This window comes from Micromonospora sp. NPDC020750, assembly GCF_044334565.1.
Classification (GTDB): domain Bacteria; phylum Actinomycetota; class Actinomycetes; order Mycobacteriales; family Micromonosporaceae; genus Micromonospora.
On sequence record NZ_JBIRTH010000001.1, the window covers coordinates 1,040,946 to 1,056,327 of the forward strand.

General features: G+C 72.8%; 11 protein-coding genes and 1 pseudogene. 9 read left to right on the plus strand and 3 right to left on the minus strand.

Annotation, left to right across the window (positions count from 1 at the left end):
* Together ACH4T9_RS04785 and ACH4T9_RS04790 are read right to left on the minus strand one after the other, a co-directional pair.
* Nucleotides 1-917: N-acetylmuramoyl-L-alanine amidase (locus tag ACH4T9_RS04785; RefSeq protein WP_396669806.1), on the minus strand; the 917-nt coding region annotated here is incomplete at its 3' end.
* A 230-nt stretch (nt 918-1,147) separates the two neighbouring features.
* Nucleotides 1,148-2,863 carry an alkaline phosphatase D family protein gene (locus ACH4T9_RS04790; protein ID WP_396669807.1) on the minus strand — a complete coding sequence of 572 codons (1,716 nt, stop codon included), beginning with the start codon at nt 2,861-2,863 and terminating at the stop codon, nt 1,148-1,150.
* A 147-nt stretch (nt 2,864-3,010) separates the two neighbouring features.
* Between ACH4T9_RS04790 and ftsY the strand changes: the two genes are divergently transcribed.
* The 8 genes and pseudogenes from ftsY (at nt 3,011) to ACH4T9_RS04830 (ending at nt 13,209) form a co-directional block, all read left to right on the plus strand.
* Nucleotides 3,011-4,201, plus strand: coding sequence for a signal recognition particle-docking protein FtsY (gene ftsY, locus ACH4T9_RS04795; protein WP_396669808.1), 1,191 nt, complete (start codon nt 3,011-3,013; stop codon nt 4,199-4,201).
* A gap of 7 nt (nt 4,202-4,208) precedes the next feature.
* Nucleotides 4,209-5,072: an aminoglycoside phosphotransferase family protein gene (locus tag ACH4T9_RS04800; protein WP_396669809.1), complete on the plus strand. Its 864-nt coding sequence runs from the start codon at nt 4,209-4,211 to the stop codon at nt 5,070-5,072.
* Between the two features lie 362 nt (nt 5,073-5,434).
* On the plus strand, nt 5,435-6,847 hold the full coding sequence (locus tag ACH4T9_RS04805; RefSeq protein ID WP_396669810.1) for an ammonium transporter: 1,413 nt from the start codon (nt 5,435-5,437) through the stop codon (nt 6,845-6,847).
* Between the two features lie 25 nt (nt 6,848-6,872).
* Entirely contained in the window at nt 6,873-7,211 is a 339-nt protein-coding gene (locus tag ACH4T9_RS04810; RefSeq protein WP_387017112.1) for a P-II family nitrogen regulator, read from the plus strand.
* A gap of 109 nt (nt 7,212-7,320) precedes the next feature.
* A pseudogene (locus ACH4T9_RS04815) lies at nt 7,321-9,705 on the plus strand (bifunctional uridylyltransferase/uridylyl-removing protein GlnD); the annotation flags it as partial.
* A 193-nt stretch (nt 9,706-9,898) separates the two neighbouring features.
* Nucleotides 9,899-11,458, plus strand: a complete 1,560-nt coding sequence (ffh, locus tag ACH4T9_RS04820) for a signal recognition particle protein (RefSeq protein WP_396669811.1) — start codon at nt 9,899-9,901, stop codon at nt 11,456-11,458.
* Nucleotides 11,459-11,526: 68 nt separating this feature from the next.
* Nucleotides 11,527-12,105: a Uma2 family endonuclease gene (locus tag ACH4T9_RS04825; protein WP_396669812.1), complete on the plus strand. Its 579-nt coding sequence runs from the start codon at nt 11,527-11,529 to the stop codon at nt 12,103-12,105.
* 18 nt (nt 12,106-12,123) lie between these two features.
* Complete coding sequence (locus ACH4T9_RS04830; RefSeq protein WP_396669813.1) at nt 12,124-13,209, plus strand: amidohydrolase family protein; 1,086 nt, start codon at nt 12,124-12,126, stop codon at nt 13,207-13,209.
* Here the strand turns inward: ACH4T9_RS04830 and ACH4T9_RS04835 are convergent.
* Entirely contained in the window at nt 13,175-13,774 is a 600-nt protein-coding gene (locus ACH4T9_RS04835; RefSeq protein ID WP_396669814.1) for a TetR family transcriptional regulator, read from the minus strand. The genes ACH4T9_RS04830 and ACH4T9_RS04835 overlap by 35 nt on opposite strands.
* A 184-nt stretch (nt 13,775-13,958) precedes the next feature.
* On the opposite strand from ACH4T9_RS04835, the gene proS reads away from it, so the two are divergent.
* On the plus strand, nt 13,959-15,365 hold the full coding sequence (gene proS / locus ACH4T9_RS04840; RefSeq protein WP_396669815.1) for a proline--tRNA ligase: 1,407 nt from the start codon (nt 13,959-13,961) through the stop codon (nt 15,363-15,365).
* Nucleotides 15,366-15,382 lie beyond the last annotated feature (17 nt).

Genomic DNA, 15,382 nt, shown 5'->3' on the forward strand with positions numbered 1-15,382 from the left:
GTGCCGTTGGGGTTGCGGATCTGGTGGTGGACGATGTTGTTGGCGCCGACGATGAGGACTTGAGCGGAGCCGTCGGGCATGCCGGCGATGCTGACGCGGCTGCCGGCTGCGGGGGCTGAGGTGCCGAGGCCGGCGAGTGGTGCGAACCCGGTCCAGGTGCCGTTGGGGTTGCGGATCTCGTGGAAGATGCTGCTGTCGGCCCCGACGATGAGCAACTGGGCGGAGCGGTCCGCCATTCCGGTGATCGCCATGTCGCGTGCCTCGCCGGGGGCTGTCGTCTGGTAGCCGGCCAACGGCTGGAACCCCGTCCACGACCTGTCCGGGTACCGCGCCTGGTGGTACATCGGGCCGACGCTCGGGTCGGGGCCCGGGCCGCCGCTCATGGCGGCTGCGACGTCGCGGCGCATCGCGTCGAGGTCGATGAAGGAGGGGTCGATCTTTCCGGTGGTGCTGGTCTCGCGGTGGCCCCGGGCATAGCTGGCGTCGCGGCCCAGCGTGCGGAGCACCGCGGCGGTGGCGGCGACGGACGCGTTGTACTGGGCCTGGGTCATCGACTGGTTGACGCCGTTGTAGTCGATCTCCCACCCGATCAGCATCGTGTTGCCGCTGCCCGCGGGGATGGGTCCGCTGCCCCGGCTGTTGCCGGCGTGGTTGGCGCGGTTGGCGGAGATCAGGTGGAACACGCCGTTGTAGTCAACCAGCGCATGGCACAGTGGACCGGGCAGGTCGGATCGGCCGCTGATGCAGACGCCCAGTGCCGGTGCCGGTCTGCTCGGGCTGGATGTGGCGGCGGTGTGATGCCACAGCACCCCGATCGGGGCGAACGAGCCGCTGACACCCCGCGAGCGCCAGTCTCCTTCCTCGACAACCGCGACGCCGGCCGCTCGCAGGACATCGGCGAGCCAGGGAATCCCCATGCAAGTCTTCCTTCCACCCAAGGGGTGACCATGCCCTCACACAGCAAGGGCAGAGAGTGTTCTGACGGAACACGGGAAGATCATCGCTGCTGAATGTCTCGTTTTGGCATCAACCATGTTCCCGCCGCGGGTATGGGCAGGTCGGCCACGTCACGGAGTGGAACAGGCCAAAGTCGAGATTCGATGCCTCACCGCGCCAACTCCCGAAACCCCAGGCGGTACGGCGGAGGTCAGCCGTTGGACGTGAGGCGCTGCCGCATCACCTCACGCAGGTGGCCCGCGCTGGTGGTGCCCTCGACGGTCACCTCGGCTGTCCGCCCGGCGTGTACCAGCGTGGCGACCGCGTTGCCGAAGTACGGCCCGGCCAGCCGCTTCCACCGCAACGGCGGGCGGCGGACCCCGGCGGTGCGGGCGAGGGCCCGGGTGGCCCCGGCCGGTCCGGACGACCAGCCCAGCTTCATCAGCGGGCGCAACCCGGCGGGCACCTGGTTGTGGATGGGCGAGCAGGTGAGCTGGTGCACCGGGGTGACCACGTCCGGGTCGTCGAACCGCGCCCGAGCCACGTACGAGTGGTGCACGTCACCGGAGAGCACGCTGATCGATGCCGGTGGCGCGTACGCCGGCCCGGCCCCGACCCGCTCGCCGGGCTCGCCGGGGGTGCCGCTGCCGATGCGGGCGAAGAGGGCGCCGAGCGCGTCGAACGAGCGGCGGAACGCGGCCCAGTGCTCCAGGTCCAGCGCCCGGCGCAGCTTCTCCGACAGCCGGGCGACCCGGTGCTTCCGGGAGTCGGCGAGCTTCTCGTTCCACGCCTCCACGTGGTGGATGCCCGGCGGCAGCAGCCAGGGCAGGGACGCGCCGACCACGAGGTGGTCGTAGACGCCGTGGGCCCGGTCGAGGAACCACGACCACTCGCCCGGGGGCAGCATCGCCCGCTGGTCGGACTCCAGCACCCGGCTGCACCGGTTGTCCAGCATGACCAGCCGGGTCCGGCCCAGGTCCAGCGCGTAGCTCCACTGGTACTGCACGGCCCGCCACCGCTCGGTGTCGTGGGCGAGGTCGGCCTCGGTGTCGACCCGCTGCCCGAACTCGCGCAGCACGCCGGTGGCGTCCCCCGCCGCGCTGACCTTGGCGAAGACCGGGTCGGCGGCAATCTCGTCGGGGGAGAGGTTGCCCAGGTGCTGGTAGACCCAGTACGAGGCGAGGCCGCTGCTGATCCGCTCCGCCCACCAGGGCTGGTCGCGCATGTCGGCCCGCCACTCGGCCGAGGTGTTCCAGTCGTCGATGATCTCGTGGTCGTCGAAGATCATCACGCTCGGGATCGTGGAGAACAGCCAGCGGATCTCCGGGTCCCGCCACGACTCCAGGTAGAGCTTCGTGTACTCGTCGAAGCTGACCACCTGGTCGCTCGGCGCGTCCTTGGGTCGCCGACGGCGCCGCTTCAGCAGCCGCCGGACCGTGGGGGAGGTCACGTCGGCGTAGACCTGGTCACCGAGCAGCACCAGCAGGTCGGGCTGGGCGGCGGCCCGGTCCGGCTCGACCATCAGCCGCCGGGCGTACGCGTCGAGCGCGTCCGGGGGCAGCTTGCGGGCGGTCGAGTGCTGGGTGGTCTCCCGGCAGGAGCCGAACACCAGACGCACCGGCTGGTCCAGGTCGTCGGCGGCCCGGGTGCGGATCACGCTGGGCGGGAAGCCGCCCTGCGGCTCCGGCCAGGCCACCTCGTCGTCGACCAGCACCTCGTACGCCGTCGCGCTGTCCGGGGTGAGCCCCGTCACCACGACGAGCGCGTAGTGGTGGTCGTACGCCGAGAAGGTGACCGCGGTGCCCTCGGCGCCGTCTGCCGTGCGGACCCGGACCGTCGCGGGCGCGCTGGTCTCCACCCAGACCGTGGCCCGCGTGCCGACGACCCGGCGCAGCAGCGGGCCGATGAGCAGGCGGGGAGCCGGCATGGGTGACCTCCAGGGGTGAGCCGATCTCATCATTTCTACCCGGTCGGCGGCTGCGCCAGCCACGGCTGGGCGAGCGTACCCGCAGCTCGGTTGCCCGCCGGGTGCGGTGGCTGGGACGCCGTCACCGGCATCTGACAGGATTTCGGCATGACGGAATACCTCCTCATCGCGCTCGCCCTGCTCGGCGTGCTGATCCTCGGCGGCCTCGGGCTGGTGGTGCCACGGTTGCGCCGGCGCCCCGAACCGCCGCTGCCGGAGACGGAGGTGGACACCCGGGCCGAGGAGGACCTCGCCGGGCCGCCCGTCGAGGCACCCGAGTCCGACCTCTCCACCGGGATCCTGGTCGAGCCGCCGCCGGTGGTGGAGGCGCCCGCGCCCACCGTCGAGGTGCCCGAGCCGACCGCCGGCCGGCTGGTCCGGCTGCGCTCCCGGCTGTCCCGCTCGCAGAATGCCTTCGGCAAGGGCCTGCTCGGGCTGCTCTCCCGCGACCACCTCGACGAGGACGCCTGGGAGGAGATCGAGGACAGCCTGATCACCGCCGACGTCGGAATCGACGCCACCCGGGACATCGTCGACCGGCTCCGGGAGCGGACCCGGGTGCTCGGCACCCGATCCGCCACCGAGCTGCGCGCCCTGCTCGCCGCCGAACTGGTCAACGCCCTCGACCCGAGCCTGGACCGGTCGCTGCGGACCGCCCCGAAGGAGGGCGTCCCGGCGGTGCTGCTGGTGGTCGGGGTCAACGGCGCCGGCAAGACCACCACCTGCGGCAAGATCGCCCGGGTGCTGGTCGCCGACGGCCGTACCGTGCTGCTCGGGGCGGCCGACACCTTCCGCGCCGCCGCCGCCGACCAGCTGGAGACCTGGGGCGGCCGGGTCGGCGCGGAAACCGTCCGTGGCCCGGAGGCCGCCGACCCGGCCAGCGTGGCCTTCGACGCGGTCAAGCGGGGCATCGACACCGGCGTGGACACCGTGCTGATCGACACCGCCGGCCGGCTGCAGAACAAGGTCGGCCTGATGGACGAGCTGGGCAAGGTCAAGCGGGTGGTCGAGAAGCACGGCCCGATCGACGAGACCCTGCTCATCCTCGACGCCACCACCGGCCAGAACGGCCTTGAGCAGGCCCGGGTCTTCACCGAGGTGGTCAACGTGACCGGTGTGGTGCTGACCAAGCTCGACGGCACCGCCAAGGGCGGCATCGTGATCGCCGTGCAGCGCAAGCTCGGCATTCCGGTCAAGCTGGTCGGCCTCGGCGAGGGCAAGGACGACCTGGCCCCGTTCGACCCGGCGCAGTTCGTCGACGCGCTGCTCGGCACCGAGCCGCTCGCCCGCGACGCGTAACCTCGCAGTGACCAGTGACGATCGCGCCCATGCCGGATGGCGCGAGGACCGCCACCCGGCGCCGGGCCTCGGGAGACCGTACGTGACTTCGCAGGAAATCCCGCTGCACGGCGGGAACGTGAGCACCGTGGTCCGGGTGGGCGACACCGTCCGACGCAACGCCGGCCCGTGGACCCCGTCAGTGCACGCCCTGCTGCGCCACCTGGAGTACGTCGGGTTCACCGGCGCTCCCCGGGCACTCGGGATGGACGAGCGCAACCGCGAGGTGCTGTCGTACCTGGAGGGGGAGTGCGGGGAGTACCCCCTGGCCCCGCACTGGGTCACCGACGAGGCGCTGGTCACGGTCGCCACCATGCTGCGGATGTTCCACGACGCCCAGTACGGCTTCGCCCCGCAGCCCGGGGCGGTGTGGCGCTCGTTCGGGCCGCCGCCGCCGGACACCGAGGTGATCTGCCACCACGACGCCGCCCCGCACAACGTCATCTGGCGGCCGGACGGCACCCTCGGGCTGATCGACTTCGACCTCGCCTCGCCGGGCGCGCGGATCTACGACGTGGCGTACGCGGCGTGGACCTGGGTGCCGATCTTCTCCGACCGGGACTCGATCACGCTGGGCTGGAATCGCCCGGACCGGCCGCGTCGGCTGCGGCTGTTCGCCGACGCGTACGGGCTGATCCCGCGCGACCGGCACCGGCTGATCCGGACCATCCGCAAGCGCGTCGTCGACCACGTCGAGGGCATCCGCCGGATGGCCGCCGCGGGGGAGCCGGCGTTCGTCCGGATCGTGCACAAGGGCCACCTCCGGCGCCCCATGCGCGACCTACGCCTACTCGACTACGAACGCCACGCCCTGGAATACGCCCTCCGCTAACCCCCCCCCGCCCACCCCACCCACCTGCGCGCCGCCCCGCCCGCGCCCGCCCGCCCCCCGCGCCCGCCCCCCGCGCCCGCCCCCCACGCCCGCCCCCCGCCCCACCTGCGCGCGCATTTTCACGGAAAGAGTGGTCATTCCGGCGGGAATGGCCACTCTTTCCGTGAAAGAGGGGGTGGGCGGCACGGGGGGGCGGGGACGGTGAGGGGTTCTTCACACGTATGAAACACAGCGTCACGGGCTGGAAATCGACGGGTGACGGTGAAGGAAACAGGAGGCGACGAAGCTTCCGCCCATCCGGCGTACGGGCGACGTTGCCTCGGAAGCCGCGAAGGAGGGAACTTCACCTTTAGGAGGCCAGCGTGCCTGAAGCACCGACGATCGACGGCGCCAACACCGTTTGGCTGCTGGTTTCGACCGCGCTCGTGCTGCTCATGACGCCCGGGCTCGCGCTGTTCTACGGCGGGCTCAACCGGGCCAAGGGCGTGCTCAACATGATGATGATGAGCTTCTCCGCCATCGGGCTCATCTCTGTTCTGTGGTGGTTCTACGGCTTCAGCGTCGCCTTCGGGGCCGACGTGAACGGATTCTGGGGCGACCCGGGCGCGTACCTCGGCACCAAGACCTTCCTGGCCGAGACGGACCTGTGGGGCGCCACCGCGGAGAACCCCAGCGGCATCGGGGTGCCGCTCTACGTGTTCATGGCGTTCCAGATGGTCTTCGCGGTGATCACCGTCGCGCTGATCAGTGGCGCCATCTCCGACCGGGCCAAGTTCGGCGGCTGGCTGCTGTTCGCCTTCGGCTGGGCGACGCTGGTCTACTTCCCGGTCGCGCACTGGGTGTGGGGCGGCGGCATCATCGGCGGTGACATCCACGCGTTGGACTTCGCCGGTGGCACCGCGGTGCACATCAACGCCGGTGCGGCGGCCCTGGCCGTGGCGCTGGTGCTCGGCAAGCGGCTCGGCTGGCCCCGCGAGGGCATGAAGCCGCACAACATCCCGCTGGTCGCGCTCGGTGCCGGCCTGCTCTGGTTCGGCTGGTTCGGGTTCAACGCCGGCTCGGAGCTGACCGTCGACTCGGTCGCCGGGCTCGCGTTCATCAACACCCAGCTCGCCACCGCCGCGGCGGTGCTCGGCTGGCTCGCGGTGGAGTGGATCAAGGACAAGCGGCCGACCATGGTCGGCGCGTCCTCCGGCGCCGTCGCCGGTCTGGTCGCCATCACCCCGGCCTGTGGCTTCATCGCCCCCTGGGCCGCGGTCCTGCTCGGCATCGTCGCCGGCGTGGTCTGCGCGCTGGCCATCAGCCTGAAGTACAAGCTCGGCTACGACGACTCCCTCGACGTGGTCGGCGTGCACTTCGTCGGCGGCTGGATCGGGTCGCTGTGGCTCGGCCTGTTCGCCACCAACTCGGTCAACGCCGCGATCAGCGACGTGGTCGGCGCCTCCGACGGCCTGTTCTACGGCGGCGGCGTCACCCAGCTCGGCCGTCAGGCGATCGCCGGCCTGATCGTGACCGTCTGGTCGTTCGCGGTCGCCTGGGTGCTCGCCTTCGTGATCGAGAAGACCATCGGCTTCCGGGTCAAGCCCGAGGCCGAGGTCGAGGGCATCGACATCGCCGAGCACGCCGAGAGCGGCTACGACCTCTCCCCGGCCGGTGGCGGCGGCAGCGGCAGCGCGTTCGCGCTCGCCGGGATCGGGACGCCGGGCGGTACCGCCGGCACCAAGCCGGCCTCGGAGCAGCCCGCCGAGCCGGTCAGCGCGAAGGTCGCCGGTTAACGTTCCTGGGATGGAGGGGTTGGACATGAAGCTGGTGACCGCGGTCATCAAGCCGTACCAGCTGGACTCGGTGAAGGAGGCTCTGCACGCCCTCGGGGTGGCCGGGCTGACCGTCAGCGAGGTCCAGGGGTACGGCCGGCAGAAGGGGCACACCGAGGTCTACCGGGGTGCCGAGTACACGGTCGAGTTCCTGCCCAAGATCCGGGTGGAGGTGCTTACCGACGAGATCGACGTCGACAAGATCGTCGACGCCATCGTCGGGGCCGCCCGGACCGGCAAGATCGGCGACGGCAAGGTGTGGGTCACGGGCGTCGAGGAGGTAGTCCGGGTCCGCACGGGCGAACGCGGCCTCGACGCCCTCTAGGGCGGGAATACGGGAGATGACCTCGTTGATCAAGAGGAATGCGTCGGAAAGCGTCGGCGACGGTGACGCAAACCTCTTGATCAACGAGGTCGTCGGCGTTGTCGGAGGGGTGGGGGAGAGGGCTCGGAGGGCTCGGGCGGGGGTGTTTGAGCGGTGGCTGGGGGGACTGTTGCCGTGGCCGGGCGGGGTGGCGTTGGTGGCCGTGGGAGGGCTGGGGCGGCGGGAGTGTGCGCCTTACGGGGACCTTGACCTGGTGTTGCTGCATGCCGGGGTGGGTGGGATGGACGAGTTGGCTCCGAAGGTCTGGTACCCGATCTGGGATGCGGGGCTGCGGCTGGACCACTCGGTACGTACCGTCGCCGAGGCGCTCTCGGTGGCCCAGGACGACGTCAAGGTCGCCCTCGGCCTGCTCGACGCCCGGTTCGTCGCCGGGGACCGGGAACTGGCCGACACGCTGGTCCGGACCGCCACCGACCACTGGCGGCGCACCGTCGTCCGCCGCCTCCGGGGCCTGCGGGAGATCACCACCGCCCGCTGGCAGGCCCACGGCGAGTTGGCCTTCCTGCTGGAGGGTGACCTCAAGGAGGCCGCCGGCGGCCTGCGCGACGTGGGCATCCTGCGGGCCATCGCCGCCGCCGGCATCACCGACGCGCTGCGCCCCGCTGTCCGGGCCGCCCACCTGCGCCTGCTGGACACCCGCGACGCCCTGCACGAGCAGGCCGGCCGCCGCATCGACCGGCTGGTCGCCCAGGAACGCGACGGGGTCGCAGCCCGGCTCGGGCTGCGGCAGCCCGGCGCGCCTGACGCCGCCCAGCGGCCTGAAGCCGTCGGGGGACGGCTTCAGCCCGGGCCTGGGCCCGACGACGGTGACGGCGACGCGCTGCTGCGCCGTCAGCCACACGAGGCCCCGGCCCACAAGCGAGAACAGGGGCCCGACGACGGTGACGGCGACGCGCTGCTGCGCCGGGTCGCCGGGGACGCCCGCACGATCAGCCACGCCCTCGACGACGCCTGGCGGGCCGCCGACCGGCTGCGCTCCGGCCGCCGCCGGGGCGTCGGTTCCCGGCCGGTGCGCCGCCCGGTCGCCCGGGACGTCGTCGAGCACGACGGCGAGCTGGTGCTGGCCCGCACCGCCATCGGCGCCCGCCCCGACCCGAGCCTGTCGCTGCGGATGGCCGCCGCGGCGGCCACCACCCGGTTGCCGATCGCCCGGGCCACCTGCGAGTGGCTGGCCGCGTACTGCCCGCCGCTGCCGTCGCCGTGGCCCGCCGAGGCGCGCGCCGCGCTGGTCACCCTGCTCGGGGCCGGTCCCGGCCTGGTGCCCGCCTGGGAGACCTGCGACCGGTACGGGCTGATCGACGGCTGGCTGCCCGAGTGGACCCGAATGCGCAGCCTGCCCCAGCACAACCCGGTGCACCGGTACACCCTCGACCGGCACCTCGTGCAGGCCGCGTACGAGGCAGGTCGGCACACCCGCGAGGTGGACCGGCCGGACCTGCTGCTGCTCGGCGCGCTCCTGCACGACATCGGCAAGGGGCTGCCGGGCGTTGGTGCCGCCGGGCGGGCCGGCGGGCAGGGGCCCGCCCACGCGGACCACAGCACCGTGGGCGCGCCGCTGGCCGAGGCCGTGGCCGCCCGGATCGGCCTGCCCGGGCCCGAGGTGGCGCTGATCGGCACGCTGGTCCGGCTGCACCTGCTCCTGCCCGACGTGGCCACCCGCCGCGACCTGTCCGACCCGGTGACCATCGCCCGGGTCGCCGAGCAGGTCGGCGACCCGACCACCCTGGACCTGTTGCACGCACTGGTCCGCGCCGACGCGGCGGCCACCGGCCCGGCCGCCTGGTCGGACTGGAAGGGCCGGCTCGTCGCCGAGCTGGTCACCCGGGTCCGCACGGCGCTGGACACCGGCGTGCTGCCCGCCCCGCCCGCCCCGGACCCGGCGCTGATCGCCGGGCCACTGCCGGTCGTACACCTGACCGGGGACCGGGTGGCGGTGGCCGCGGCCGACCGGCGGGGGCTGCTCGCGACGGTGGCCGGCTGCCTGGCCCTGCACCGGCTGGAGGTGCTCGCCGCGGACGCCGCCACGGTCGACGGTCGGGCCCTGGTCGAGTGCCGGGTGCAACCCCGGTACGGTCTGCCGCCCGACCCGATCGCGCTCGGCGGCGACCTGCGCCGGGCGGTCGCCGGGGACGTCTCGGTCACCCAGCGCCTGCGCGGCCGGGCCCTCGCGGCGCGCGGCGGCGGGGCGGCGCCCCGGGTGGTCTGGCACCGGGAGGCGGCCACCGACGCGGTGCTGCTGGAGCTGCGCGCCGCCGACGCGGCCGGGCTGCTGTACCGGGTGACCTGCGCCCTCGACGAGGCCGGCGCCCAGGTCCGCGCGGCCCGGATCTCCACCCTCGGCGGCGACGTGGTGGACGCCTTCTACCTGGTCGGCGGGTGGCCCTCCGACGACGAGCGGGCCCGCCTGGAGGCCGCAGTCCTGGCCGCCGTGTGAGGGACCGCCGTGGCCACGGTGTGCGGCGGGAACGGCCGTGCCCGCCCTCGGGCCCGCCTCCCGTCGCCGCGATCCCGCTGCTCGGCGGCGGGGCCGAAGCGCGGGCGCGGTCGGCGGGCTACCCTAGCCATGGCCGGACACCTGAGCCCGGCCGCGTTGTGCCCGCCGGAACACTGACAAACGGGATGTTCGCGTGTTTGACACCTTGAGTGACCGCCTCTCCGGGATCTTCACCAAGCTCCGTGGCAAGGGTCGGCTCACCGACGCCGACATCGACGCCACCGCGCGCGAGATTCGCATGGCGCTGCTGGAGGCCGACGTCGCCCTGCCGGTGGTCAAGGGCTTCATCGCGAACGTCAAGGAGCGGGCGCGCGGCGCGGAGGTCTCCCAGGCGCTGAACCCGGCGCAGATGATTGTCAAGATCGTCAACGAGGAGCTGATCAACGTCCTCGGCGGCGAGGGGCGGCGGCTCCAGTTCGCCAAGCAGCCGCCGACCGTGATCATGCTGGCCGGCCTCCAGGGTTCCGGCAAGACCACCCTGGCCGGCAAGCTGGCCCGCTGGCTCAAGGCCCAGGGCCACCAGCCGCTGCTGGTCGCCGCCGACCTCCAGCGCCCCAACGCCGTCGGGCAGCTCCAGGTGCTCGGTGGCCGCGCCGGCGTCGAGGTGTACGCCCCGGAGCCCGGCAACGGCACCGGCGACCCGGTGCAGGTCGCGCGCGCCTCGATCGAGCACGCGAAGCGGTCCGCCCGGGACATCGTCATCGTCGACACCGCCGGCCGGCTCGGCATCGACGCCGAGATGATGCGGCAGGCCGCCGACATCCGCGACGCGGTCAACCCGGACGAGGTCATCTTCGTCATCGACGCGATGGTCGGTCAGGACGCCGTACGCACCGCCGAGGCGTTCCGCGACGGCGTCGGCATCACCGGCGTCGTGCTCTCCAAGCTCGACGGCGACGCCCGGGGCGGCGCCGCGCTCTCGGTCCGCGAGGTGACCGGGCAGCCGATCCTGTTCGCCTCCACCGGCGAGAAACTGGAGGACTTCGACGTCTTCCACCCCGACCGGATGGCCAGCCGGATCCTCGGCATGGGCGACGTCCTCACTCTGATCGAGCAGGCCGAACAGGCCTTCGACTCCGATCAGAAGGAGAAGATGACCGCCAAGCTGATGGGTGGCGAGCAGTTCACCCTGGAGGACTTCCTCGACCAGCTCATCGCGGTCCGCCGGATGGGCCCGATCGCCAACGTGCTGGCCATGATGCCGGGCATGGGGCAGATGAAGGACCAGCTCGCCGAGCTGGACGACAAGCACTTCGACCGGGTCACCGCGATCATCCGGTCGATGACCCCGGCCGAGCGCACCAACCCGAAGATCATCAACGGCTCCCGTCGGGCCCGGATCGCGGGCGGCTCGGGCGTCACGGTGATGGACGTCAACCAGCTGCTCAACCGCTTCACCGACGCGCAGAAGATGATGAAGCAGATGGGCGGCATGATGGGCCTGCCCGGCGGTGGCCGGCGCAAGGCGACCAAGTCGCCGAAGAACAAGCGCAAGGGCACCAAGGGCGGCAACCGGCCGCGCACCGGGGCCGGCGCCGGTATGCCGGGCGGCTTTCCGGGCGGCATGCCGCAGCTCCCGCCGGGTCTGGACCCGAACGACCTGGCCGGCGGGCAGGGCCTCCCGCCCGGCTTCAAGCTTCCGAAGATCGACTTCAACAAGCTCGGCAAGGGCGGCGACAACCACCCCCGCTGACGCGTGTCGGTGACGGTGGGCGACGTGGTGACCGCCTAGGGTGATGTAGCCCCTTGGAAGGAGATGTCATGACCGCAGCCCCGATCCTTCCCGAACGGCACGAGTGGACGGTCGACGACCTCGGCGACCTGCCGAAGGACCTTCCGTACGAACTGATCAACGGAAGGTTGATCGTGCCGTCGCCCACTCTGCTGCACCAGGACATGTGCGTCGAGCTGCTGCTCGCGCTTCGGACGAATTGCCCCACCGAGTACCAGGTCGGCATCGACCTGTCGATGCGGGTCGACCGCCGCAACGAGCCCCGGCCGGACGTCGTCGCGGTCCGCCGGGGCAACGCCGACCGCAGCCCGCTGCCGGTCGAGGACGCCCTGCTCGCGGTGGAGGTCGTCTCGCCGACCTCCACCTTCCGCGACATGTACGACAAGGCGAAGGTCTACGCGCACGCCGGGGTGCGGTCCTACTGGGTGGTGGACCCGCTCCCGGAGCGGGTCACGCTGACCGAGTACGCGCTCGGAGCGGGCCGCGAGTACGCGCAGGTCACCCACACCGAGGACCTGTTCGTCACCGAGCTGCCGTGGAAGGTCTCCGTCGACCTGCCGGCCCTGACCGCCCGCCGGAACGGCCTGCTCGCCACCGACCGGGAGTGATCGGGTAGGACTGTGTGCATGGCTCTGCATGTGCGCGGTGTGCTGCTCCCCGACGACGAGGTCCGGGATCTCTGGCTGGTCGGCGACCGGGTCACCTTCGACCCGGTGCCCGGGGCGGAGACGGTCGTCGACGGCGGCTTCATCCTGCCCGGGTTGACCGACGCCCACTGTCACCTCGGCATCGCCCGGGGCGGTGCCCCGGTCACCTCCCTGGACCAGGCCCGCGCGCTGGCCCGCGTCGACCGGGACGCCGGGGTCCTCGCGATCCGGGACGCCGGCTCTCCGTACCCGTACCCTGAGCTCGACGACGACCCGGAGCTGCCGCGACTGGCCCGCGCGGGCCGGCACGTCGCCCCGCCGAAGCGCTACCTGCGCGACATCGGCGTGGAGGTCGACGCGGCGGAGGTGGCCGCCACCGTGGCCGCCCAGGCCGCCGCCGGCAACGGCTGGGTCAAGCTGGTCGGCGACTGGATCGACCGGGGGGTCGGCGACCTCGCCCCCGCCTGGGACGCCGACACGATGACCGCCGCCGTGGCCGCCGCGCACGCCGCCGGGGTGCGGGCGGCGGTGCACACCTTCTCCGAGTCCGCCGTCGAGATCATGGTGCGGGCCGGGGTGGACTCGGTCGAGCACGGCACCGGGCTCAGCCTCGACCTGATCGACCTGATGGCCCGGCAGGGCACCGCCCTCGTCCCCACGATGATCAACATCGCGACGTTCGGCGGGATCGCCGAGCAGGCCCGCTCGAAGTTCCCCGGGTACGCCGACCACATGCTCGCCCTACGCGACCGGTTCCCCGAGGTGGTCCGGTCCGCGTACGAGGCGGGGGTGCCCATCTATGTCGGCACCGACGCGGGCGGCGGCATCGACCACGGGCTGGCCGCCGAGGAGATGATGCTGCTGCACGAGCGGGCCGGCATGTCGGCGGTGGACGTCCTGGCCGCCGCCTCCTGGAAGGCGCGGGAGTGGCTGGGCTTCCCGGGCCTGGTCGAGGGCGGCCTGGCGGACCTCACGGTCTACCCGACGGACCCCCGCCGCGACCTGTCCGTGGTCCGCACCCCCACCCGAATCATCCTCCGCGGCCAGCCCCTCCGAAGAGGGTGAGGGTCAGGTCGGTCAGGGACCGGGCGGTTCGGTCGACCGGGGAGCGGGGGAGCACGATGTGGCTGACCACCAGGCGGACGATGGTGTCGGCGGCGAACGCCAGGGCGGCCGGGTCGGCCGCCGGGAGGCGGACGGTGGCCCAGTCCAGCAGCGCTCCGGTCGCCTCGGTGAGTACCAGCTCGGCGCGGGTGGTCAGGTACGGCAGCAGCTCGTCCGAGCCGCCCCGGGCGCTGGTCAGGATCGCCTTGAGCAGCGGGTTGTCCGCCGCCGCGGCGAGGGTGTGCGAGATCGCCGCGTACGCCCCGGCCGGGATGTCGTCGCCGTGCGCGTCCAGGTTGGCCCGTACGTCGGTGACGAACCGGTCCACCTCACGCCGGGCGAGGGCCTCGGCCAGCCCCGCCTTGCTGGCGAACTCGTTGTAGACCGTCTGCCGGCTCACCCCGGCAGCGCCGGCCACCTCGCCCATCCGTACGCCGTCCCAGCCGCCGGCCACGGTCTGCGCCCGGGCGGCGTCGACGATGCTGTTCCGCAGTCGCTGCCGGGCGGCGTCCCTGAACTCACCCATGGTGGTCGAAGTCTACGGCCGAGGCTGCCCGACCCGCCGCCACGGGCGGCCGGGACCGCCGCCCGGCGAATGGTGCGGTGGCGGTAGGCGGCGTGCCCCCGACGGCCGCCCGGCGGGTGGTCCGGGAGCGGCATGTCGCGCCCGATGGCGGCCGTCCGGCGGGGGCCGCATAGGATGTGCGGTCATGGCACGCGTGCTCACTCCCCGAGCGGAGGACTTTCCCCGCTGGTACCAGGACCTGATCGCCAAGGCGAAGCTGGCCGACAACGGCCCGGTCCGAGGGACCATGGTCATCCGCCCGGCCGGCTACGCCATCTGGGAGCGGATGCAGGCCGAGATGGACGCCCGGATCAAGGCGGCCGGCGCGGAGAACGCGTACTTCCCGCTGTTCATCCCGGAGAGCTACCTCAAGCGCGAGGCCGAGCACGTCGAGGGCTTCTCGCCGGAGCTGGCGGTGGTCACCCACGGCGGCGGCAAGCAGCTCGCCGAGCCGGTGGTGGTGCGCCCCACCAGCGAGACGGTGATCGGCGAGTTCATGGCCAAGTGGATCGACTCGTACCGGGACCTGCCGCTGCTGCTCAACCAGTGGGCGAACGTGGTCCGCTGGGAGCTGCGCCCCCGGATCTTCCTGCGCACCAGCGAGTTCCTCTGGCAGGAGGGGCACACCGCCCACGCGACCCGCTCCGATGCCCAGGCGTACGCCCGGAAGATCCTGCACGAGGCGTACGAGGACCTGATGGTCAACGTGCTCGCCATCCCCGTGGTGGTCGGCCTGAAGACCACCCGTGAGCGCTTCGCCGGGGCCACCGCCACGTTCACGTGCGAGGGCATGATGGGCGACGGGAAGGCCCTCCAGCTCGGCACCAGCCACGAGCTGGGGCAGAACTTCGCCAAGGCGTTCGACATCAGCTACTCCTCCGCCGAGGGCGGCCGGGAGCACGCCTGGACGACCTCCTGGGGCACCTCCACGCGGATGCTGGGCGGCCTGATCATGGCCCATGGCGACGACAACGGGCTGCGGGTGCCGCCGAGGCTGGCGCCGGTCCAGGCGTACGTGATGGTGGTCAAGGCCGGCGAGGGCGTCGGCGAGGCGGCGGCCAAGCTCTGCGACGCGCTGCGCGACGCCGGGGTCCGGGTCGCGCTCGACGACCGCACCGACACCCCGTTCGGCCGCCGGGCCGTCGACGCCGAGCTGCGCGGCTACCCGGTACGCGTCGAGGTCGGCCCCCGCGACCTGGCCGCCGGCAACGCGGTCGTGGTCCGTCGTACGGACGGCTCGAAGTCGCCCACCCCGTTGGCCGAGGTGGTCGGCGCGGTGCTGGCCGCCCTGGAGACCGACCAGCGGGCGCTGCACGACCAGGCCCTCGCGCACCGCGAGTCCCGAACCGTCGAGGTCGCCACGCTCGCCGAGGCGATCGAGGCCGCGGCCACCGGCTGGGCCCGGGTGCCGTGGTCGGCGGTCGGCGTGGCCGGCGAGGCTGAGGCGAACGGCCAGGGCGTCACCGTGCGCTGCCTGCTGCGCGCCGACGGCTCGGTCCCGGACTCCGAGGACGAGCCCGACCTGGTCGCCATCCTGGCCCGCGCCTACTGACCCACCGCCTGCGAGGG